Source organism: Shewanella sp. DAU305 (assembly GCF_026802235.1).
In the GTDB taxonomy this organism is placed as follows: Bacteria; Pseudomonadota; Gammaproteobacteria; order Enterobacterales; family Shewanellaceae; genus Shewanella; species Shewanella baltica.
Map to the genome: position 1 here is coordinate 4,511,190 of NZ_CP113808.1, position 22,457 is coordinate 4,533,646.

General features: G+C 46.6%; 24 protein-coding genes. 11 read left to right on the forward strand and 13 right to left on the reverse strand.

All coding sequences use genetic code 11. The features are described from left to right. Positions 1–14 precede the first annotated feature (14 nt). The 3 genes from OX890_RS19140 to OX890_RS19150 form a co-directional block, all read right to left on the reverse strand. Positions 15–881, reverse strand: coding sequence for a sterol desaturase family protein (locus OX890_RS19140; RefSeq protein WP_268649750.1), 867 nt, complete (start codon positions 879–881; stop codon positions 15–17). Positions 882–1,024: 143 nt separating this feature from the next. Further along, positions 1,025–2,056 (reverse strand): DUF2804 domain-containing protein, encoded by a 1,032-nt coding sequence (locus tag OX890_RS19145; RefSeq protein ID WP_268649751.1) that lies wholly within the window; start codon positions 2,054–2,056, stop codon positions 1,025–1,027. Between the two features lie 212 nt (positions 2,057–2,268). Beyond that, positions 2,269–2,832 carry a porin family protein gene (locus OX890_RS19150; protein ID WP_268649752.1) on the reverse strand — a complete coding sequence of 188 codons (564 nt, stop codon included), beginning with the start codon at positions 2,830–2,832 and terminating at the stop codon, positions 2,269–2,271. Between the two features lie 146 nt (positions 2,833–2,978). Here OX890_RS19150 and OX890_RS19155 point away from each other — a divergent pair, with 146 nt between their 5' ends. The 4 genes from OX890_RS19155 (at position 2,979) to OX890_RS19170 (ending at position 6,279) form a co-directional block, all read left to right on the forward strand. Beyond that, positions 2,979–3,545, forward strand: a complete 567-nt coding sequence (locus OX890_RS19155; RefSeq protein ID WP_006080278.1) for a YajG family lipoprotein — start codon at positions 2,979–2,981, stop codon at positions 3,543–3,545. Positions 3,546–3,574: 29 nt separating this feature from the next. Next, positions 3,575–4,159: a peptidylprolyl isomerase gene (locus tag OX890_RS19160; protein WP_126492705.1), complete on the forward strand. Its 585-nt coding sequence runs from the start codon at positions 3,575–3,577 to the stop codon at positions 4,157–4,159. Between the two features lie 73 nt (positions 4,160–4,232). Further along, positions 4,233–4,553, forward strand: a complete 321-nt coding sequence (locus OX890_RS19165; protein ID WP_006080276.1) for a hypothetical protein — start codon at positions 4,233–4,235, stop codon at positions 4,551–4,553. 310 nt (positions 4,554–4,863) lie between these two features. Further along, positions 4,864–6,279, forward strand: coding sequence for an AmpG family muropeptide MFS transporter (locus OX890_RS19170; RefSeq protein WP_268649753.1), 1,416 nt, complete (start codon positions 4,864–4,866; stop codon positions 6,277–6,279). A 121-nt stretch (positions 6,280–6,400) separates the two neighbouring features. Here OX890_RS19170 and OX890_RS19175 read toward each other — a convergent pair whose 3' ends face one another. Then, a complete protein-coding gene (locus OX890_RS19175) occupies positions 6,401–6,886 on the reverse strand; it encodes a YajQ family cyclic di-GMP-binding protein (RefSeq protein WP_006080274.1) in 486 nt (161 codons plus the stop codon). Between the two features lie 155 nt (positions 6,887–7,041). Between OX890_RS19175 and OX890_RS19180 the strand changes: the two genes are divergently transcribed. The 4 genes from OX890_RS19180 to OX890_RS19195 all read left to right on the forward strand — a co-directional run bounded on the left by OX890_RS19180 (position 7,042) and on the right by OX890_RS19195 (position 10,389). Continuing rightward, positions 7,042–7,404 (forward strand): VanZ family protein, encoded by a 363-nt coding sequence (locus tag OX890_RS19180; RefSeq protein WP_006080272.1) that lies wholly within the window; start codon positions 7,042–7,044, stop codon positions 7,402–7,404. A 49-nt stretch (positions 7,405–7,453) separates the two neighbouring features. Next, positions 7,454–8,389: a ketopantoate reductase family protein gene (locus OX890_RS19185; RefSeq protein ID WP_126492707.1), complete on the forward strand. Its 936-nt coding sequence runs from the start codon at positions 7,454–7,456 to the stop codon at positions 8,387–8,389. 351 nt (positions 8,390–8,740) lie between these two features. Further along, positions 8,741–9,079, forward strand: a complete 339-nt coding sequence (locus OX890_RS19190; RefSeq protein WP_126492708.1) for a P-II family nitrogen regulator — start codon at positions 8,741–8,743, stop codon at positions 9,077–9,079. After that, positions 9,076–10,389: an ammonium transporter gene (locus OX890_RS19195; protein WP_115333923.1), complete on the forward strand. Its 1,314-nt coding sequence runs from the start codon at positions 9,076–9,078 to the stop codon at positions 10,387–10,389. The genes OX890_RS19190 and OX890_RS19195 overlap by 4 nt, the downstream gene beginning before the upstream one ends. A gap of 167 nt (positions 10,390–10,556) precedes the next feature. On the opposite strand, the gene OX890_RS19200 is transcribed toward OX890_RS19195, so the two are convergent. From OX890_RS19200 to OX890_RS19225, 6 genes are all read right to left on the reverse strand, one after another. After that, positions 10,557–12,077, reverse strand: a complete 1,521-nt coding sequence (locus tag OX890_RS19200) for an EAL domain-containing protein (protein ID WP_126492709.1) — start codon at positions 12,075–12,077, stop codon at positions 10,557–10,559. A gap of 173 nt (positions 12,078–12,250) precedes the next feature. After that, positions 12,251–13,123: a DMT family transporter gene (locus OX890_RS19205; protein WP_126492710.1), complete on the reverse strand. Its 873-nt coding sequence runs from the start codon at positions 13,121–13,123 to the stop codon at positions 12,251–12,253. A gap of 186 nt (positions 13,124–13,309) precedes the next feature. Beyond that, the gene (gene kdsA / locus OX890_RS19210) at positions 13,310–14,158 is read right to left on the reverse strand and encodes a 3-deoxy-8-phosphooctulonate synthase (protein ID WP_071938555.1); all 849 of its coding nucleotides are present in this window, start codon (positions 14,156–14,158) and stop codon (positions 13,310–13,312) included. A gap of 64 nt (positions 14,159–14,222) precedes the next feature. Further along, on the reverse strand, positions 14,223–15,470 hold the full coding sequence (locus tag OX890_RS19215) for a DUF819 family protein (RefSeq protein ID WP_126492711.1): 1,248 nt from the start codon (positions 15,468–15,470) through the stop codon (positions 14,223–14,225). Between the two features lie 153 nt (positions 15,471–15,623). After that, complete coding sequence (locus tag OX890_RS19220; protein ID WP_115333920.1) at positions 15,624–16,412, reverse strand: SirB1 family protein; 789 nt, start codon at positions 16,410–16,412, stop codon at positions 15,624–15,626. Beyond that, positions 16,412–16,807: a SirB2 family protein gene (locus tag OX890_RS19225; protein WP_006080263.1), complete on the reverse strand. Its 396-nt coding sequence runs from the start codon at positions 16,805–16,807 to the stop codon at positions 16,412–16,414. Before OX890_RS19225 ends, OX890_RS19220 begins: the two co-directional genes overlap by 1 nt. A gap of 119 nt (positions 16,808–16,926) precedes the next feature. Here OX890_RS19225 and OX890_RS19230 point away from each other — a divergent pair, with 119 nt between their 5' ends. Next, positions 16,927–17,340: a GNAT family N-acetyltransferase gene (locus tag OX890_RS19230; RefSeq protein WP_115333919.1), complete on the forward strand. Its 414-nt coding sequence runs from the start codon at positions 16,927–16,929 to the stop codon at positions 17,338–17,340. Positions 17,341–17,475: 135 nt separating this feature from the next. Here OX890_RS19230 and prmC read toward each other — a convergent pair whose 3' ends face one another. Genes prmC through hemA form a run of 3 tightly spaced genes read right to left on the reverse strand, consistent with a single transcriptional unit; the run spans position 17,476 to position 20,683 of the window. After that, positions 17,476–18,324, reverse strand: a complete 849-nt coding sequence (gene prmC, locus OX890_RS19235) for a peptide chain release factor N(5)-glutamine methyltransferase (RefSeq protein ID WP_006080260.1) — start codon at positions 18,322–18,324, stop codon at positions 17,476–17,478. A 2-nt stretch (positions 18,325–18,326) separates the two neighbouring features. After that, positions 18,327–19,418 carry a peptide chain release factor 1 gene (prfA, locus tag OX890_RS19240; protein WP_012090152.1) on the reverse strand — a complete coding sequence of 364 codons (1,092 nt, stop codon included), beginning with the start codon at positions 19,416–19,418 and terminating at the stop codon, positions 18,327–18,329. Between the two features lie 14 nt (positions 19,419–19,432). Then, positions 19,433–20,683, reverse strand: a complete 1,251-nt coding sequence (hemA, locus tag OX890_RS19245) for a glutamyl-tRNA reductase (RefSeq protein WP_126492712.1) — start codon at positions 20,681–20,683, stop codon at positions 19,433–19,435. 253 nt (positions 20,684–20,936) lie between these two features. Here hemA and lolB point away from each other — a divergent pair, with 253 nt between their 5' ends. Both lolB and ispE read left to right on the forward strand, forming a co-directional pair. After that, a complete protein-coding gene (gene lolB, locus OX890_RS19250; RefSeq protein ID WP_126492713.1) occupies positions 20,937–21,581 on the forward strand; it encodes a lipoprotein insertase outer membrane protein LolB in 645 nt (214 codons plus the stop codon). Between the two features lies 1 nt (position 21,582). Continuing rightward, positions 21,583–22,437: a 4-(cytidine 5'-diphospho)-2-C-methyl-D-erythritol kinase gene (gene ispE, locus OX890_RS19255; protein WP_126492714.1), complete on the forward strand. Its 855-nt coding sequence runs from the start codon at positions 21,583–21,585 to the stop codon at positions 22,435–22,437. Positions 22,438–22,457 lie beyond the last annotated feature (20 nt).

Genomic DNA, 22,457 nt, shown 5'->3' on the forward strand with positions numbered 1-22,457 from the left:
AATGCAGTGGATTGTTATTCCTCGCTTTTTAAACTGCTAGAAGGCGGAGCAAACAAGATACGTAGTCGTTGTTTAACACTCAAGCCTGTCGCGGTGACCTCAGCAAACATGTCTCGCCATTCGCTAAACGTCACTTTAAGGGGATTAAAACTATTCACAGGCTTAGTGATACCGTAGATCACTGTCTCCACTTCGGGCTCAAAAGTGCCAAACAGCTTGTCCCAAATAATCAGCACGCCCGCATAGTTTTTATCTATATATTGGGGATTACGACCGTGGTGCACCCTGTGATGTGACGGTGTATTAAAGACCCATTCCAGCGGTCCGAGTGATTTAACCGCTTGGGTATGCACAAAAAATTGTAATCCCAGATTGAGTAATACCACAAACACCACCCAGTTTGGATCGAAACCTATGACCACCAGCGGTAACCAAAATACCCACATTCCCGCCAATGGATACATTAAACTCTGACGAAAAGCCGTACTAAAATTCATATTCTCAGAGCTATGGTGCACCACGTGAGCCGCCCACATCCAGCGCACTCTGTGGCTCGCCCTGTGGAACCAGTAATAACAAAAGTCCTGCGCAACCATCAAGGCAATAAAGCTTAATGGGCCCATTTCAATATCGAATAACTTCCAACCAAACATCGCCAGATACAGCTTAGCGATCAACAAGCCAGTGAGCAGATCGGCACCTTGATGCATTGCCGCGAGGCTGAAATTACACAGCACTTCTTGGCCGCGATAACGTGCACTCAAGGGTAGCTTTTGTTTTTTATCGCCAAAATACCATTCCAGCAAAATACACACGAAAAACAACGGCGCGAGCACGAGCAGTAACACTTCGGGGTGCTGGATCAGCGAGGCGATATCCATATAAGGTCGTCCTGTTTTCTTGTTGTTTTATGATTATTTTTAGTGTTTTTTATATCGATTCTGAGCGAATTTTATAAACCGCATTAAACGCCACAACACAGACAACAGTGGTCGGTTAGTCGCGTTTTACGACCCGCATTTGGTTACCAGCGGGCATAGTGATCTTCGGCGAGTCCCAGCACATTATTCAACTGGTAACTGCGCCCTTGATTATCGGTAATCGTGCCGCTGAAATGACCGATGAATTGGCGAAAATTGCTCTTAAGCAAGAGCAAGTTACGCTTTTCACTGCGACAATTGCGCGCTGCAAATTGTAGATCCACTTGGCCATTTTGACTGTAAACTCGCCAGACTTCGGCGCCGAGCGTGGCGTGACGATCAAATTCAAACTGCACTGGTCCGAGTAAATGACGCTCACCATTAATCCAAAAGACATTTTCAGTAGCGCCGGTTTCATTGACGCCCGCAGCTAAATTAAGCCCCATAATGCCCTCATGGATCCGCGCGTTGATCGACGCCCAGCGCCAACTCGTATCGCGGCGCATGTAACCCGCCGAAAAGTCATAGCCAGCTAAAGCGTGATTCAGCGGCTGCGGTTCATGGGCTACAGTCAAACTACCTTTAACCGTCAAACCATTATGCTTTTGTGTGTAAGTCCAGCCGTTGTATCCAGTAGGACTACACATGGCCATAGGCAAACTTAAGGGAGCTGAGTGCAAAGTCACATCGGCTTGAATATTTTTAGTATCAATCATTAACCGCCAACCGCCCTCTACGATCTCAAAACTTAACTGCGCTCCTTTACGGCCAATACGACTTTTACCCTCAGCGGGTGATGGTGTCATCTGATAGCCAAACCTCAAAGGTTTTAGCCAATCAAGCTGAGTGAGTGTGTTGGTTTTAATATCGTATAAGTAGCAAAACGCACTGCCGACGTAGGCAATATCGGCGAGCGCGATGCCTAGGACATAACGCGGTGTGACCAAAGAGACAAACTGAAATTGTTTATAATCGAAATGCTTGGCCCACGCTGAAGCGGGTTTATCCATAGTATCGAAGTAGGCAAAGTCCACTAAACCTAAGGTTTTAACTATGCCATCAAAATGGCCGAAATGGGGTAAGCCCTTGGGATTGATCAGGCTATCTGGGGCGATTTGCGTTGCTATCGTTAACATGACTAAGCCTTACAGAAAGGACGCGGGAGCATTTGTGCTCTCTCATTCTAAACATCGAATTTTTACTCTAACCTGTCCCCCTTTGCATTAAAAGAGTGCAAGGCTAAAATGTTGTCACTTTGTTGCGGGCGAGTATTCTGTTTACAGCTTTAATATCCAAGGTTCTAAAACGAAAAAAGCGCCAAGGGCGCTTAATTGATAATATTTGCGAGTTAGAATCGATAACTCACGCCAAAGTTGACCCCTTGCAGCTCTAACTCTTTCATTGGCACATATTGGTACTCAAGATTGAGTCCAAAGCCAGAGCGAAAACGATATTGCCAACCTACAGCGCCGTAAAATCCTACATCATCCGAATCCATCTCTTGCTTATCCATCTCATAACTCACTTTGGTATAAGCGGCGCCGAGCTTGGCGTACAGACTATTACCACGAGACAACGCATATTCGCCATAAGCAGTGGTTCTGATACCTTGGTAATGTAAATCTTTGATTTCACTGATACCACTAATAAGTGCACTCGCCACTCCACCCGTCCCCATTAAATACCCCGCTTCAAAACCAAAATTCTCGTTGAGCATATAACGGTAATACAAGTCACTGGTGAAGGTATCACCTGCATCATATTTACCGCTGTTGGTTTCAAATTCTTGAGTACCGTAGCCTAAACTGCCGCCGAGTATATGGGCAGAATCCCCCGCGAATGCATAGGTGCTAATGATGCTTGACGCCATTGTCAGGCCCACAACAATCGAAATTAACGACAGTTTTGACATGTTTTGCTCCAGATGAAATGAACTAACCCATAGTGAACACTGGATGTTATCACTGTAAGCTGTACTCCAACTGAATCGAGGTGTTCTGTGGCATCAAAAGTGATTTCTGGTATGCTGTAGCCACTTTTACTTGTACGAGAGATCCCATGAAACGGCTATTACTGACTTTGACTTTTCCCCTGCTGTTTGCGGGCTGTGCCAGCCAAAACCCGACTCATATGGCTTTCAGTCCCCAAGTGCCCAATATCAGCCAACAAACCGCGCAACGTGTTCCTATCTCTCTTGAAACCGTCGATACACGCACCGTCGATTACGTGGCGCGCTTTATTGAAGAAGGGACAAAAACACGTTTGGTCGGCCCGAGTGAACCGCCTAAATTGCTGCTCGATGAAGTATTCCGCGCCGGCTTTAGCCAAGCCGGTTATCAAATCGATCCTAGTGCAACCAATTCAGTGCAAATTCAATTAGAAGAATTGCAAATGGATGTCACTAAAAAGACTTTTGGTTATGAGGCAAAACACAGTGTGTTAATCGCAGTGCAAGCCAAAAACTCAACCCAAGAACTGGTTAAACGTTACAAGGCAAAAGGCACCTTAAAAGGCCCTTTAACGCCCGATTTTGCGACCTTAGAGCTGGATATGAATAAATTACTCGGCCAACTCACAGGTGAAATTCTTAATGATCCTGAGCTTAATCAGTTTCTACAACAATAACAGCGTCAGTTTATTATAAGGAAATCAATATGCTCCGTTGGATATCAGCCCTCTTATTTCTCTTTATGAGTCACAATAGCCTCGCACTCGACATTCAGGCCGATACCTTGTATCCCAGAGTCGAGTTTGACACTAGCTTAGGCAAAATAGTGGTCGAGCTAGATAGGACACGCGCACCGATCACTGTCGATAACTTTTTAACTTATGTCGTCAAAGGCGAATACGACAACACGATATTTCACCGTGTGATCAGTGACTTTGTGGTACAAGGCGGTGGACTCACCCCTAAGTATGAAGAGTTGCCAGACGGCAAGCCGATAGTCAACGAATCAGGAAATGGCCTCACCAACAGCATAGGCACTATCGCCATGGCGCGGGAAAACGAGCCGCACTCAGCCACACGCCAGTTCTACTTCAACGTGGCCGACAATACTAAGCTCGACCCATCCAAACGCCGTTGGGGTTATGCCGTATTTGGTGAAGTGATTGAAGGTAAAACTGTCCTCGAAGCTATGTCTGTCGTTGAGACAGGCACGAACACTAAGCTCAATTGGCCTGACGTCCCTGTGACACCTATAGTATTGAAAACCGCTAAGTTATTACCTAAACAGTAATCCAAAAATAATTTCGAGCAAAAGCGCTAATTTTGCATCTATACTGTTATAGCAAACAGAAAGGAGGCAAACGATGACGGCAACTGAGTTCATCGATAATAAAGCGCCCCAACTCGCCTTTTATGGAAAAGCGTTTTTGAGTGAAGAACTCGACTTCCATGAAGTGCAACTTTACTTATGGGACACGTTAGAAGAATGGCAGCAATTGAATTCGACTGGCGAAGCGCAAACGGAAACTGAAAAAGTGTTTTGGCACTTGCTCCACAGCTTTAACAGGTGGCCAGACTGTGTGATCCGCGGTAATCAATATCTGCGTAAGCAAGTGAATGATTGCTGTGACTATCTGAGTTTAGGCGGCCGAGTGCCGCAGGGATGCGTCGGGATAAGACCTTAAGTTCAGCATTCCTATCGATAGAAAATGGCCCTGTTATCAGGGCCTTTTTTTATCGCGCAATTCATTCCTCCCCCTTCATTTTTGTGATCTCTTTTACTTAAGGTATTAATACTGGCAATCAATGCCGACAATTAATGCTGACGATAAAAACCGCTGCAAACGCTTAGCAACAGAAGATTAACGCTTAAGCCATATTCAATCATCAAAATGCGCCAAAAAAGAGCCTTGTACAAAAGGAATGCCATTAGCCCTTGAACCCTATGGCACCTTACCCGTAAGCTAGGCGGATTAAACACTTAGACTCATACCTATGTCCGCAACAGGTTTTATTCAACGTACACTCGATGCGCTCAGTGTCTATTATCACAAGCGGGTTTTGATCCTGTTATTACTGGGTTTTTCCGCCGGTCTACCATTAATGCTGGTATTTTCAACGCTATCCTTTTGGTTGCGTGAAGCCGGTGTTGATCGCACTTCAATCGGTTATTTCAGCTGGATAGCCTTGGCCTATGCGTTTAAATGGGCTTGGTCGCCCTTAGTCGACCGACTCTCGCTACCACTGTTAACTCGCTTTCTAGGACGACGCCGCAGCTGGATGCTATTCGCTCAGCTGTTATTGGTGGGGGCTATCTTAGGTATGTCGTTCAGCGATCCGCTCAAGGATCTCGAACGCTTGGCACTATTCGCGTTAATGGTCGCCTTTGCTTCCGCCACCCAAGATATTGTTATTGATGCCTTTCGGATTGAATCCGCCCCAGAAAAGATGCAAGCCGCATTAGCCGCCGCCTATCAAGTGGGTTACCGCAGCGCCATGATTATCGCGACCGCAGGTGCACTCACCATAGCGGCTTGGGTCGAACCCGGTAACACAGCATATAACTTAGTCGCCTGGCAAACCTCTTACCTGATTATGGCGGGATTAATGTCCGTGGGGATTTTGACCACACTTTTTAGCCGTGAGCCAGAAGTCGATACCCGCGCCGCCGATGCAACCGAATTAGCCTTAAAGCAACGCTTAAGCGCCACTTATCCAAGAGTTATCGCCGCTGGCATGTCTTGGATATACACGGCCAGTATTTTGCCTTTTATCGACTTTTTCAAACGCTATGGCCGCAGCGCTATCCTCATCCTATTGCTGATTTCTTGCTACCGGATCTCGGATATTGTGATGGGCATTATGGCGAACGTCTTTTATGTGGATATGGGCTTCACTAAAGAAGAAATTGCCTATTTGAGTAAAATCTATGGCCTGATCATGACCTTAGTCGGCGCAGCCTTCGGCGGTGTTTTGTTAGCGCGTTATGGCACGATGAAGATCCTTTTCCTTGGCGCTTTGCTGGTTGCAGTAACCAATCTGTTATTCGCGTGGCAGGCAGTGATTGGCTACAACGTACCCTTTTTAACCTTTGCCATTTCCGTAGACAACTTTAGCGCCGGAATCGCCACGGCGGCTTTTATCGCCTATCTATCGAGTCTCACCAGCAGCGGCTACAGTGCAACGCAATATGCCTTACTGTCTTCGATTATGCTGCTGTTCCCTAAATTTATCGCGGGCTTCTCGGGGGCTTATGTCGACGCATTTGGCTATGTGAACTTCTTTGTCGCCGCCAGTGTTATTGGTTTTCCTGTGTTGTTTTTGGTTATCTTAGTCAACAAGTATGCGCCGCACCCCAGCACATCATTAATGGATGATTCGTCAAAAAGTGCACCAGCAAAATCGGATTAAGGTCTCATAGCACTTATGTCATCAATATAAAAAAGCCCTCACACCTTGATGTGAGGGCTTTTACATTTAAAGACAAAAGGGCAAACGCGATACTGCATCACGTTAAAGCAATTTTGCTCGATTAATCTTTAAAGTTATCAAATTGGAAGGGCTGGCCTAACTCAGACTCACGTGCCAACGCCATGACAGCTTGTAAATCGTCACGTTTTTTACCTGTAACTCGTACTTTCTCGCCCTGAATAGACGCTTGCACTTTAAGTTTGCTGTCTTTAATTAGCTTGACCAGTTTTTTAGCGATCAAGGTTTCGATACCTTCTTTAAACTTCACTTTTAGGGAGAAGGTTTTACCGCTGTGGATGGCTTTCTCATCGACTTCCATCGAAGACGGATCCACATTACGTTTGCTCAGTTGCATACGTAAAATGTCCACTAATTGTTGGCATTGGAAGTCATCTTCAGCGGTTAACGTGACCACATGGTCCTTATATTCCACGTCAGCCGTTTTACCGCGAAAATCGAAACGTGTCGCCAGCTCACGCTTAGTATTATCAACCGCATTACGCAGTTCAACTTCATTCACTTCTGACACAATATCCATTGAAGGCATAGTTTTTATGTCCCATATCAAATTAATATGCAGCTAGTTTACCCACACACAGGCCTAAGTTGAAGGTAAAGCCTAGAATAAAAGCGTAATCATGGATGACTTTAGTGGTGGATTTTCCTATCATTGGCCCACTCTAAGCTAATGCAAACATATTTGTGATAACTAAAAACACCCTATTTAAGCTGGCTTTAGCCGTAGCCTTTGTCGTGATCAGTTATCTGGTATTTTCCAGACCAACCTATTCGCAAAGTATTCCGAATATCGACAAGGTAGGCCATCTTGGGAGCTTTTTTTGCCTCTCCTATCTCTCCTACCTCGCTTTCAAACCTAAGTGGTATTGGCTATCGCTCACATTGGCAAGCTATGCCATTTTAATTGAGCTAGTGCAATCGCGTTTGCCCTACCGTAGCGCCTCTGTGGCGGATGTCATTGCCGACTTTGCCGGCATAGCGCTGTTCTACTTTTGTAATTGGGCCTATGGCAAATACTTCCGTGCGGCGCAGTTGCGGGAAGATTAGTTCGAACGCTATAAATGGGCACTGATACAGAAACCTTAAGGCTGCGAATATGACTCATGCTGTGGATATTGCCATTTTAGGTGCAGGTGCCGTTGGGCAACTGATCTGTCGCCAATTGACAGTTGCGGGCATGAATGTCGGTTTTATCGGCCGTAATGCCCTCGAATCTAGCCAGCAGGTACTGAGTTTTACCCCATTAGCGTCTGCAGATGACCATCAACAGATACAAGCTATCCCGTATTCTGTGCCTATCTTAACTGCCGATGCGCTCGACAATATCCGTCTAGTGATTGTCTGCGTTAAAGCCTATCAAGTGCTCGATGCGCTCTCCCCCTTACTCAAGCAACTGCCTAGCCAATGTCATATTTTGTTATTACACAATGGCATGGGACCTCATTTAGCGCTGGCACCGCTGATTAATGCGCAAGCCAATGGCAGAGGGCTAAGTCTAGGGACAACGTCCCAAGGGGTGTTACGTCAAGCCCATTGGCAGATTAAGCAAACCGGACAAGGGCTGACTCAGCTGGGGCATTTCGCTGGCGCTGAACTGACGAAGCATTATCGCAACGCTTTGCTGGCTGCCATTCCGAGCAGTGAATGGGTCGATGCGATTGTGCCTTGCCTGTGGCAAAAACTCGCAGTCAATGCCGCCATCAATCCGCTTACGGCGCTATATCAATGCCCCAATGGCAAACTAGCTGAGCCAGATTTTAGTGAAATGATAAATAGTATTATCGATGAGTTGGTCATGGTTGCCGCACATGATGGCGTGTCGCTTGATCAATCATTTTTGCACGACAGGGTCTACCAAGTGATCCGTCTCACTGCGGGGAACTTCTCGTCGATGCACCAAGATATTGCGCATCAAAGGCGAACCGAGATTGACCAAATTAACGGCTATATCTGTGAGCGCGCACAAGCGCACGGTTTAAGTGCACCAGTCAATGCCGAGCTCTGGGCGCGAGTCAAACAGTTAGCCGTTTAAGCGATGAAAACTTGCCTAGTCAACCTAAGCTTAATCTGCTGTTTAATAAAAGTAATCTGTAAATCACGCGTTAATTTCCCGCACTAATGCAGCGTATTAAAATGCTGACTCCCCTCGCTTTATATCCACTCGGCACTATCTGCACAGATACTTGCCAGCAGAACTTATCTTGCACCAATAAAACGCACCAAATCAGGGCGATTTGATTCTGTTTTGCACCGTTTTGCATCAATCCTTGATGCTATTTCGGTGCGACTGAATGTTAACGCAATGATAATAAATGCTTTGTTTATATGGCCTGATTCCTGCTTTATTCCAATAAATTGAGTCTGAAGTTTGTTGGAGAGAAAATTGAAACTGGTCACCGCAATCATTAAACCGTTCAAATTAGACGATGTACGTGAAGCCTTAACTCAGCTCAACGTCCATGGCATGACAGTCACTGAAGTGCGCGGCTTTGGCCGCCAAAAGGGCCATACAGAATTGTATCGTGGCGCCGAATACGCAGTGGACTTTTTGCCTAAGATGAAGCTCGAAGTCGCCATTCACTCAGATCAAGAAGAAGCCATTATCGAAGCCATTATTGCCGCGGCCCATACAGGCAAAGTGGGCGATGGCAAAATCTTTGTGACCGAACTCCAACAAGTCGTGCGCATTCGTACTTCGGAAGAAGGAGTGGATGCCCTATGATACTAGCGAACTTCAGACTCAGTTTTAAATATCTATTGATATTATTCAGTATGTTGGCGACCAATGCTGTCGCCGATGAGGGTCAGTTCAGCGCCGCGAATACTGCGTGGATCTTAAGCTCATCCGCGCTGGTGTTGTTGATGACCTTACCCGGATTAGCCTTATTTTACGGCGGTTTAGTACGCAGTAAAAACGTACTCTCGATATTGATGCAGTGCTTCTCTATCGCCGCCCTTGTCTCAGTTTTATGGTTTGCCATAGGTTATTCACTCGCCTTCGATGCGGGCAATAGTTTTATCGGTGGCCTAGGTAAAGCATTACTGTCAGGCATTGGCCGCGATAGTCTCAGTGGGGATATTCCTGAGCCCCTGTTTATGCTATTTCAAATGACCTTTGCCATCATCACGCCGGCACTGATCATCGGTGGCTTTGCCGAGCGAATGAAATTTTCAGCCGTGCTCATCTTTTCAGGGGCTTGGTTATTATTGGTTTATGCGCCGATCACCCACTGGGTGTGGGGCGGAGGCTGGTTAGCACAGCTAGGACTGTACGATTTCGCGGGCGGAACCGTAGTGCATATTACCGCCGGGGTTGCAGCGCTCGTGGCCGCTAAAGTGCTAGGTCCGCGCAAGGGATTTTTAAACTCAGCGATTATGCCGCACAACCTCACCATGACAGTCACTGGTGCGGGCATGCTGTGGGTCGGTTGGTTCGGTTTTAATGGTGGTAGCGCGCTCGGCGCCAATGGCACCGCAGCCATGGCGATTTTAGCAACTCATCTCGCCGCTTCTATGGGCGCGATGACCTGGGCAGCAATTGAGTGGATTAAGTTTGGTAAACCCAGCGCCCTTGGCATAGTCACCGGCATGGTAGCAGGCTTAGGCACTATCACTCCGGCGTCTGGTTATGTTGGCCCAGCGGGCGCCTTAGTGATTGGTTTACTCGGCGGGATCGTGTGTTTTTACTCAACGGTCTATATCAAACAGAAACTTAAGATCGATGACTCCTTAGACGTTTTCCCCGTACACGGGGTTGGCGGTATTCTCGGAACTCTTTTGGCCGGCGTGTTTAGCTCGACCCAATTAGGCGTCTTTAGCGGCTACGGTTTTGCGGCCGTGAACGAAACCATGATAGACCAACTTGGGGTACAGATTATCGGGGTCGCGGCAACATTCACTTATACAGCTGTGGTCACTTGGTTACTGTTCGTGATCATCCGTAAGCTACTTGGCGGCCTTCGTGTCAGCACAGAACAAGAAGTTAACGGCTTAGATTTATCGGAACACGAAGAAACTGGCTACAGCCTTTGAATGGGCCTCTAGCCAGAGCTGTTAACCAGAAACTTTAAAAAGAGACTTTAACGCTAAGCTTTCAACCAGAGGCTTAAACCAAAGCCTTTAACACGCACTTTTAGCTATAACGCTTGAACAGCAATAAGGGCACCTAGGTGCCCTTATTGCTGACTGATTTTATGATGCTAACGTTTAAAATGCTCGACTAACCATAGCTTTAAATCGGCGAGTTTCATCGGCTTAGCAAAGAGATACCCTTGCAGAAAATGCACTTGGCGACTGGTTAAATAATCCGCCTGCTCCTGCGTCTCAACCCCTTCTGCCACCACGACATAATTCATCTTATGGGAAAGTTCAATAATAGTATCAAGCACATGGGAAGTGACGGAATCTTGTCCTATGGTATCGATAAAACATTTATCAATTTTCAGATAGTCTAACGGCATCGTTTGCAGCAGGGATAAAGTGGTTTGCCCAGTACCAAAATCATCGATGGCCACTAGAATCCCCAACTGGCGTAAGCTTTCAATGCGCTGGCAAATATCCGGCGTTAATAATTGCCGTTCGGTGATTTCAATCAACGGCTTAACGCCAATACGCTCCAGGGAATCCCGCAGATGAATAAATTTCGACTCAATATCATCCTGCGTAAAGTGTTCTGGCGCCACGTTAAACGCAATTCTAAAGCCCGGTTCGACCTTCATATCAGCAAAATCTTTTAATGCCCGCTCAAAAATATAGTTGGTCAATGGGACAATTAACTTGCCCTCTTCGGCAATGGGAATAAACAAATCAGGCCGCACTAAGCCCATTTGTGGGTGCTGCCAACGCACTAATGCCTCAACGCCTTTTGCCTTGCCGTCCTCGGCACAAATCACTGGCTGATAAACTAAGAAAAACTCTTCGTTCTCTATCCCACTGCGAATGTCATCGGCAAGGGAATGGCGAGTAACCCTTGAATAGAGCACAAATAGAATAGTCCCCGTAATCAAGACTATGCTAACGGGCAAAGAAATGGCCAAAAATATCCAAAAGAAATGCCAGAAAAAGGCAGGTGACATTGCTAATAACACTGAAAAATTGTGCTTATCAGAATCGAGCGTCATCACCTCATTTTGTTTAAATTCGGGTGACTCAGGAATCGTTTTACCATTTATAGATAAAGCGACATTGATCACTGCGCTGGGAAACACATTGGGCTGTACAAAGGAGTCTAATAAATATTGCCCTTCAATAATCACAGCAGCGCCGTGCTTAGATATCGGCTCCCAGTTTGATGCTACTATCGCAGGCACCTCAGGCATAAAAGGCGTGCCGCCAATAATAAACTGGTTAGGTATTTCAAGATTTTCAGTGGTACTGACTATGCCTAAAGGAACGTCGATATCACCTGTTTTAGATGAACAATAAACACGTTGTGAATCAAATATTAAAGCTGAGCGAAAGTAAGGCTGGAACAACATATAGTTGTGTAATTCTTGGCACTCAGTGTCCTTCAGCGCCAATGCATAATGGCTGATTTCATCGGCATGTGAGATCAACGTATCTATGTGGCCTACATAAATCCCCCCCACACCTTTGACTTTATCTTCCACAAAATACTGTGCAGAGAGATAACTTGCGACCACAGCAACCCCAATGGGAAACAATATCACTGCCAGCCATTGCCACAATGGCAGATTTAATTTTGCTATTTTTCTTCGCATAGTTCTCTGTTTAGTTCCTTAACTCGCACAGCACTCGGTTAAAAATGGTATCAAAATCTAAGCTGCAAGACGTGTATATGTTTGTATCTCAGTTCATGTCAGCTTGATATAAACAGGCTAAATCGAATTTTATTCTAGTATAAAAAATCAGAATGACATCAATGAGTTTTAATCTATTCCCACATCACTAAAATGGCGGCCATAGCAATAAGGATTAATCCAAGCATATCTTTTATCTTCACTTTTTCCTTCAACCAAAAGGTGGCAATTAAGATCATAAAGAAGACTTCAACTTGACCTAAGGTTTTTACATAAGGCACTGCCTGCAGCGACATAGCACTAAACCAGCCGATAGAACCTAAACAACTGGCGGTACTAGTTAGTAAGGTTAGCTTAGGTCGCTGCCATAACGCGGCCAGTGTGGATTTATCCTTAAGTAACAGATAACTGACTAACACTAAGGTCTGTAGACTAATCACGAATAACAGCACCCAAGCGGCGCTATAGGGGAAGCCGATATTCAAACACAAACTCGCCTCCCGCACCCAAAGCGATGTCAGCGCAAACGAAGTACCACAGGCTAAACCAATCAATACCGTATTGAGCGACAGACTTCGCAGGCCTTGCTTGGTACTCATCAAAAAAATAGCCACACCGCCCAGCAATACACCCGACCAACCTAATGGCGACAAATGAGTCCCAAAAAACACTGTGCCTAATATCGCCGCAACCACAGCTTCACTCTTAGCCAGCCCTGCCCCAATGGCAAAGTTCTGCAGCTTAAACAGTTTCACCATCAAACCCGTCGCTAGGATTTGCATCGCCGAGGCGCCTAAGATAAAACCGATAAAACGGCCGCTAAAATCGGGGACTCCGACATCCTGCCAAAGATATAAACCCGCCAGATACACGGCGGCAATGGGCCCTGCCCAAATAAAACGCGCTAAGGTAACGCCCGCGACACTCACCTCTTTACTCAGCTGGCTTTGAAATGCATTACGCCAAGCCTGCATAAATGCCGCCAGCAAAGTTAATAAGATCCACATGAAGGTATTCCGTAAAGAATGAGTCGGCAATAAAGACGAGAGCAAGGCAAACCTCATCATAAAACATTAATGTTTCAGATAGCTACAGGGTTATGGCCATCGGATTATTTCAGCTGAAAAACAAAAGCCCCGAACGAGTCGAGGCTTTGGGATTAAATCACTAATTCATTAAGTCTTAGCTTGCGATTACTTGCTGGTATCGATGGGATCGAAGGATTTAACCAAATCGTCAATCGCTTTCATTTGCTTCAGATAATTTTCTAACTGATGCAAAGGTAAGGCACATGGGCCGTCGCACTTAGCGTTATCTGGATCGGGATGGGCTTCAATGAATAGACCCGCTAAACCTAGCGCCATACCGCTGCGCGCTAATTCGGTCGCCTGTGCACGACGTCCGCCAGCAGAATCGGCACGACCACCAGGGCGTTGCAGTGCATGGGTCGCATCGAAAATCACTGGGTAGCCAGATTGCTTCATCTCATCCATGCCCAACATATCAACGACTAAGTTGTTATAACCAAAGCTTGAACCACGTTCACATAGGATGATCTCGTCATTACCCGCTTCGTTAAACTTAGTGATGATGTGGCGCATTTCGTGCGGCGCTAAAAACTGTGGTTTTTTCACGTTGATGATAGCGCCGGTTTTTGCCATAGCGACAACCAGATCTGTCTGACGGGCCAAGAATGCTGGCAACTGAATGATATCAACCACTTCAGCAACAGGTGCACACTGGTGCACTTCATGCACGTCAGTGATCAAAGGTAAGTTAAAGGTCTTTTTGATTTCTTCAAAAATCTTCAAACCTTCTTCCATACCTGGGCCACGGTAAGAGTTGATTGAAGAGCGATTCGCCTTATCAAAGGACGCCTTAAACACATAAGGAATACCCAGTTTTTGGGTCACTTCGGCGTAGGTTTCAGCAATCGACATAGCGAGATCGCGAGACTCAAGCACGTTCATGCCACCAAACAACACGAAAGGTTTATCGTTAGCAATCTCGATTGAACCTAGGTTTATGATTTTATTACTCATCGCAACTTCTCTCTAAAATGCTGGAACCTTTCCCAGCGATGAACTGAATATAGGGCTAAGGCCGCTATGCTGCAACTAGCTGTAAAAGTTGACCACAGAGCCACGCCATGTAAGTCCCTAACGCATAACCAAATACGGCTAACAACACACCAACAGGCGCTAAAGCGGGGTGAAATGCCGCAGCAACAACAGGGGCAGATGCCGCACCGCCGACATTTGCTTGACTACCCACGGCCATGTAAAACAGCGGCGCTTTTATCAACTTAGCCACCAATAACATAAAGCCAGCATGCACTATCATCCACACAATACCGATTAAAAAGTACAAAGGCGTGTCGAGCACTTTACTCACATCCATATGCAGACCAATCGTCGCCACTAAGATGTAAAGGAAGGCCGACGCCACTTTCGATGCCCCCGCAGCCTCTAAATGGCGTACTGGGCTGAAGGACATCGCCAAACCAATGGTTGTGACTATCACCACTAACCAGAAAAACTTAGAAGTTAAGCTGTAATCTTCGGTCCAAGGGTAGTTCGCTTCAAAAAATGGCCCAAGGAAATCGGCGGCCATGTGGGCGATACCTGTGATCCCAAAGCCAACGGCGACAATCAGTATAAGATCGCGCAGATTAGGAATGCGTGCATTTTCAGCGTGATACTTTTCAACTTTTTCTTTTAACGCTTCAATTGCTGAGGTATCGGCCCCCGTTCTCGCATCAATCTCTTTCGCCTTTGAGGCCATAAACAGCAATACGGCCATCCAGATATTGGCGACAATCACATCGACTGTCACCATCACAGAGAAAATATTGCCACCTACCGCATAGATTTCTTTCATCGCGGCTTGGTTTGCGCCGCCACCAATCCAGCTTCCGGCTAAGGTCGTCATGCCGCGCCATACCGCATCAGGACCATCAACTCCAATTAAAGAGGGCTCGATGATCGACACTAACAGCAAGGCAATCGGGCCACCGATGACGATACCGACAGTGCCGGTTAAAAACATGATTAAGGCTTTCGGCCCTAAACTTAAAATAGCTTTTAAATCAACGCTTAAAATTAATAAGACTAAACACGCTGGCAGTAAATAACGTGACGCCACAAAATACAGTTGTGAGGTATTACCGTCGATCACCCCAAAGGTATTCAATAATGATGGCAAGAAATAGCACAACAAAAGGGCGGGAATAAAACGATAAAACTTCTGCCAAAAAGGATGACTACTGCTACTGGTATAAAATACAAAACCTAGAATTGTCGCGAGTATCCCTAACGCCGTGGCATCGTTCGTCACTAAAGCCGTGCTTGTCATGCTAATTTCTCCCTGTTAATACAGTTATTATTTTATTTTTATTAGAGACTTAACCTTTAAGTCCCTGGGTCAAACTTCCATCTGCCCAGTATTATTATTTTGCTGATTGGATTGAATAGTTGATAAATAAGAAGAGCCCCGAAAGGCTCTGCTTTAATGGTAAATCTCGGCATGCTCGTTTAATTCTTTGAGCTGCATCTTCACGATTTCGATCACGGGATCGTGGGGGCTGTTATCGACAAAATGCTGCAAATCAGCAGCTGCCACATTGATACAACCCAGCTGCTGGGCGATAAAGGCTCGCTCACGATTGAGGTGCACATCATCGCTATGCCATTGCAACAGCAGACTGCAACATTCCATCGCCGCCTCAAATTGATGCGACACTATACAACCCGCTTTTAGCTCATGCAGCATACGCGTCAGCAGTTTTTTCACCGTTGCTGGCTTTAAGTAACTCGCCTTAAGCTCGGCCGCATTGCCTAACTCGCCGCGCACTAACACATGCAACTGGTGACGGTTGAGCTTCTTGCCTGTCAAAGGATCCAGATAACTCACTTCACCGGCAATCTTGCAACGCAGCACAGTATTACCAGGTAGCAATATCGGTTCAAGCTCAAGATCTAACTGCTTCGCCAGTAACATCAAGACAGTTGCCAGCGTAGTGCTATTCCCTTGGCGGCTAATCAAGCAAGTGCCTAAATCCGCCGCCTCTGTACTGAAGTAGTTATCACGGACACAAAAGCCTAAATCCTCGTAAAACCAATGCAACAGCGCATTAAAACGCTGTTGTTGGTCAACCAAGTAATGACTTAATACGGCTCCCGCCATTTCAAACCAAGCCCATTTAGCGGCTTCTAGTTTAGAAAATCCAAGGTGCGCACCTACATCCAATGCCGACTCGGGCAATGAAATGCCATCTTGCAGAGTGTAGTTACCCATTAACCCAATAATACCGCTTGTTTAAAATGAGCCAATTTAGCAGCATAAACCAGCCAGCCTATCGCGCCTAAGTAAGCAAATACTTTGAACAACTTGTTTCTGTTTGCCTTTATGGCAATCGCACCTAGGACAATGTAAGCAACTACAGCACCGATTTTTTCGGTCATCCAAGGATCCACAAAAGGAAATTGTTGGATCATAAAACACAGGGTTAAACCCGACAGCAATAAGAAAGTGTCGATAACATGGGGCGCTATCTTGAGCAGTTTCTTCTCCATCAAAGCCGATTGGCGCAGATGCAGAACAAAGCGCACGGTAAGCAGCAACACGCTTAACGCGATAAAGGTAAAATGCAGATGTTTAACCGCAGGATATAGACTGTAAAAAGTTTCCATTACGATACTTATGGTCAGTGACAAAGGCGCTAGTTTACCCTAATCCGTGACGGCATACCAATGCCTATCAGCCTAGATAGCCAGAGCTAACATCATAAAAAATCAAACGAGAAGTCACGATGAATTTAAGCTTAATTAACGACGAATCAACCGAGTTCGCCGATGCCGTAAAACAAAAAATTGTCGAGTTTAACCAAGCCCAATGGCAAGGGCTTAGCCGTAAAAATCTCGGCCTCAAATTACAAGATACCGAAGGTAAACTGTTAGCGGGAATAAGCGGCAAAACCTTCGGCAATTGGTTGTTAATTGAGTATCTGTGGGTCGATGGCACCCTAAGACACCAAAAAATCGGCACGCGCTTGCTATTAGAAGCAGAAAGCCAAGCAAAAGCGCGCGGCTGCCAATTTGCCCTGCTCGATACCTTAGATTTTCAAGCTAAGCCCTTCTATGAGCGCCACGGCTATCGCGTACAATGGATACAACAAGCCTACCCAGAAACCGGCAGTAAATTCTTTATGGTAAAAGTGTTGTGATGTTTGAGGTTCACGATTGTCACCTTAATATCAGTTTAAGGTGACTCTTTAGAAAACAAAAACGCCATTGGCGATAACCAATGGCGTTCGTTAAATCGGTATAACTGGATAAATATCTTCACTTAAAGCAGCGCGTTATTCCGCCCATTTACCCATAGTACATCTGTCATTGCTGCCAAAGTCTCGCACTGTGGCGACATTCTCGTAGCCCAGTTCGATAAGCTTAGCTCTGAGTCTTACCGCCTGTTCGAAGCCATGCTCGAGCAGGATATAGCCGTTAGGCTTTAAGTAATCTCGGGCAGTGTTGGCAATATAATACAGATCGGCAAAGCCTTCCTCGGCGGCGGTTAACGCGCTTTGGGGCTCGAAACGCACATCACCTTGATGCAAGTGTTCGTCAGTCTCATCAATATAAGGCGGATTTGAGACGATTAAGTCAAAGTCACGCGACTTTACCGCGCTAAACCAATCACTTTGAAGAATATCGACCTGCGGCAGCTTTAAGTTCTCACGGTTCGCGATAGCCAAAGCCACGGCATCATCGACTTTATCGACCGCCGTGATTTGCCAAGACTCACGCTCAGACGCCAACGCCAGCGCAATTGCCCCAGTGCCTGTTCCTAAGTCGAGCACTTTAGCGTAGGTAGAAAGCGGCATGTTCAAGGCGGTTTCGACTAAAATTTCCGTGTCGGGACGCGGGATCAAAGTCGTGTCGTTGACGATAAAAGGCAGCGACCAAAATTCGCGCTCACCGACAATATGTGCCACAGGCACGCCCTTTTGGCGTTTCTGCACCATTTGCTGGAAGCGTTTCCACTGCTCAACCGTCAGGGATTTTTCAGGCCAAGTGTATAAATAGCTGCGGCTTTTATTGAGGCAATATAACAACAAAACCTCTGCATCCAAATGAGCGGATTCAGAGGTTGATGCTAACTGCACATAAGCCCATTGCAGGGCTTCGGCTATGCTAGATTGATCTGACAAAACTACCCCTGCTCGTCAGCCAGTGCGGCTAACTGGTCAGCTTGATGCTCTTGCATCAGAGGCAATAAAATGGCATCGAGATCGCCTTCCATCACTTCGTTCAAGCGATATAAAGTCAAGTTGATGCGATGTTCGCTCACGCGGCCTTGCGGGAAGTTGTAAGTACGTACACGTTCGGAGCGATCACCACTGGCAACCAGACTACGACGGGTCGATTCTTCGGCGCTACGGCGTTTTTCGTCTTCAACAGCTTGAATACGTGCGGCCAGAACACTCATGGCTTGGGCACGGTTCTTATGTTGCGAGCGTTGATCTTGGCATTCCACCACTATCCCTGTTGGAATGTGGGTAATACGAATGGCAGAATCAGTTTTGTTAACGTGCTGACCACCCGCACCCGATGAACGGAAAGTATCGACTTTCAGATCGGCAGGATTGATTGAAATCGCTTCCGCTTCAGGCACTTCATGCAGTACAACCACAGTCACCGCAGAAGTATGCACACGACCTTGGGATTCGGTTTCTGGCACACGTTGTACGCGGTGACCGCCGGATTCAAACTTAAGTTTGCCGTATACGCCTTCACCGCTCACCTTCATGATCACTTCTTTAAAGCCACCATGTTCACCTTCGTTACAGCTCATGATTTCGATCTGCCAGCGATTCGCTTCAGCATAACGGCTGTACATACGGAACAAATCGCCCGCGAAAATCGCGGCTTCATCACCGCCTGCACCTGCGCGGATCTCAACGAAGGCGTTTTTATCGTCGTCGGGATCTTTTGGCAGTAAAAGAATTTGCAGTTCATCTTCAAGATGCTCGAGTTTGGCCTTAGCGGCTTTCATCTCTTCCTGCGCCATTTCGCGCATTTCTGCATCGTCTTCTTCCAGCATTTCTTTGGCAGAATCGAGATCAGCCTGCGCTTGCTGATAGGCTTTAAAGCCAGCAACAACGTCTTCTAACTGGGCATATTCTTTCGATAACGCACGAAACCTGTCTTGATCAGAAATGACGCTAGCATCACCCAGCAAAGCCATGACTTCTTCATTGCGCTCGAGCAAGCCTTCCAGCTTGCGGATAACGGATTCCTTCATTTAACTCGCTAACCTTAGTGTTTATCTAATCCAAGCGCTGATCTTAACTGACCGAGAGTATTCAAATCGCCCTGACGACTCGCTGCCGTGAGGGCCTGTGTCGGTGCGTGGATAAGTTTGTTAGTCAGGCGATTGGCTAGTTCAATCAATATCTGCTCAGTGTCTGAGCCCTGGGCTAGTTTATTCAGGGCACGTTCTACTAACTCATCTTTTACCGCCATGCTCTGGCTGCGATACTCGCGAATACTGTCGACCGACTCTAAAGAACGGATCCAATCCATAAATAAGAAAGATTGTTCTTCAGTAATTACTTCAGCTTGCTCGGCGGCTTCTTTTCGAGAAGCCATATTCTGTTCAATAATGCTATGCAGGTCGTCCACTGTATACAGAAACGCGTCATCCAAATCGGCGACTTCCGGCTCAATATCCCGGGGAACTGCTATATCAACCAATAACATAGGTTGATGGCGACGCTGCTTTAGCGCTTTTTCGACCATGCCTTTACCTAGGATAGGCAGAGGGCTGGCGGTAGAGGATATCACGATATCGGCTTTTGGGAGATAATCTGGTATCTGCGCCAGTGTAATTGCTGTTGCGCCAAACTCCTCACACATGCCTTGGGCACGTTCTAACGTCCGATTTGCTACGACCATTGAAGCCACGCCGTTGTCTTTAAGATGCTTCGCAACCAGTTCTATAGTTTCACCTGCGCCAATCAACAGTACTTTAGTGGTCGATATCGATGAGAAAATATGTTTCGCCATGCTAACAGCCGCAAATGCGACAGACACTGCAGCGGCGCCAATTTCAGTGTCGGTGCGGACTTTCTTAGCGACTGAAAAAGTATTCTGAAAGAGTCTATCTATGGTTAGCGCAACCGTTCCAGCCTCTTTGGCCTTAACAAACGCTTGCTTAACTTGACCGAGAATTTGCGGCTCACCCAAGATCAACGAATCGAGCCCAGAAGCCACACGCATCAAATGCCTGACGGCATCTTGACCATGATAATTATAGAGACAAGGGGCGACGTCCTTATGATCAAGGCCGTGATATTCTTCAAGCCACGCAATAATGTCGGCCTCATCGCCGTTGTTGCAATACAACTCAGTGCGATTACAGGTCGAGACAATAACGGCTTCACCTGAGCGTGTACGACTGGCCAGACTCTTCATAGCGTCATGAATTTTGTCCGGAGAGAAGGCAACTTTCTCACGCAGGTCTACCGTGGCTGTTTTATGGTTAATACCGATTGCTACAAGGCTCATCTGACTCTTTCTAGATTCTTGGCGACTCTCTTAATAAGGGCATTCTACTGAATTGGCCCAACTAAAAACAGAATACGCTTAACAAAACCGAATAAAGGTCTAACTTCTTACCTAAATTTTCTATCAATAATAGGTAAGGCAAAATTTGTCCCAAGGGAGCAAATCTAAGTGACCGCCGATGGAAATTTTACGTTTGGCATTGGTATTCTTTCCAAGCCCTCGTATCATAAGGACTTTGGTATATCAGTCATAGATGAATAATTTGAAGCGCCTCACAAAAACCATTTTCTCTTGTTTTACCTTAAGCGCCCTACTCTTGCTGGCGGGGTGTGAAACCTTGCCGCCGATGACTGACCTAAGCCCAATCACAGTCACGGATGCGCGCCAAGCAACCGCTTGGGAATTACAGGGTAAACTGGCGATAAAAACATCCGACGATAAGCTCAGCGCTAATATCTACTGGCGCCACAGTGAAGATCGCGACGAACTGACACTCACCACTATGCTGGGTACGACTGTGTTGACGCTTAACTCAACCCCGAACTCGGCCCATTTGCATATCGATGGCAAAGATTTTCGCGACGATAATGCCCAACGTTTACTCGAGCGTGTCAGCGGTTGGTCCATCCCCTTAGCCGATTTACCTTTGTGGATCACAGGCCAAGTTGGCCCCAATGATCAGGTCATAGAAAGCGATAGCCAAGGCAAGCCTAAACAGCTAACCAATACTCAAACCCCGCCACCTTGGCAGGTCGCATTTTTAAGTTGGCAATCCCAGAGCGGCGCCAGTGTGCCCCATCAATTAAAGCTTGAACGTGGTGATTTACAACTCAAACTACAACTGAATCAATGGCAAGCTCTTGGCAAGCCCGCGATCTTAGTCGGAGAACAACCTTAACATGCCCGCTGCAATTTCCCGCAATTGGCCTGCGCCAGCCAAGCTCAACTTGTTTTTACACATTAATGGCCGCCGCGCCGACGGTTACCACGAACTGCAAACCTTGTTTCAGTTTATCGATTGCTGCGACATGCTCGATTTTAAGGTCACTGAAACCCCTGAACTGATTTTGCACTCCAATATGTCGGGCGTTGTCGCTGACAGCGATAACTTAATTCTGCGAGCCGCAAAATCATTACAGCAAACCACGGGCTTTAACGGTGGCGCAGAGATCTGGCTGGATAAACGCCTGCCCATGGGCGGCGGTTTAGGCGGCGGCTCGTCCGATGCAGCGACCACATTAGTGGCATTGAACAAGTTATGGCACACCCAATTATCGACCGAAGAATTGGCTAAAATCGGCCTTAAATTGGGTGCCGATATTCCTGTTTTTATTCATGGTTTCGCCGCTTTTGCCGAAGGTGTGGGTGAACGCTTACAAGCAGTAAATCCGAGTGAGCCTTGGTACTTAGTCATAACACCCGATGCCCATGTTTCCACCGCCGACGTATTCCAAGATCCACTTTTACCGCGTGATACCCCGAAACTGGCCATAGATACCTTAATGAGCCAACCTTGGGCAAATGATTGTCAAAAACTAGTCGTTTCTAAATACCCTCAAGTTGCCAAGGCATTAGGCTGGCTGCTAGAATATGCGCCGTCGAGAATGACAGGAACAGGCGCATGCGTGTTCGGGGAATTCACACAACAGCAACAAGCTCTCGCAGCCTTGGCGAAATTACCGTCTGAAATGCAAGGATTTGTTGCACAAGGGATGAATCTTTCGCCGCTCATCACGCGACTCAGTCACCCTTAAACTACTTTCTTCTAGAGTAA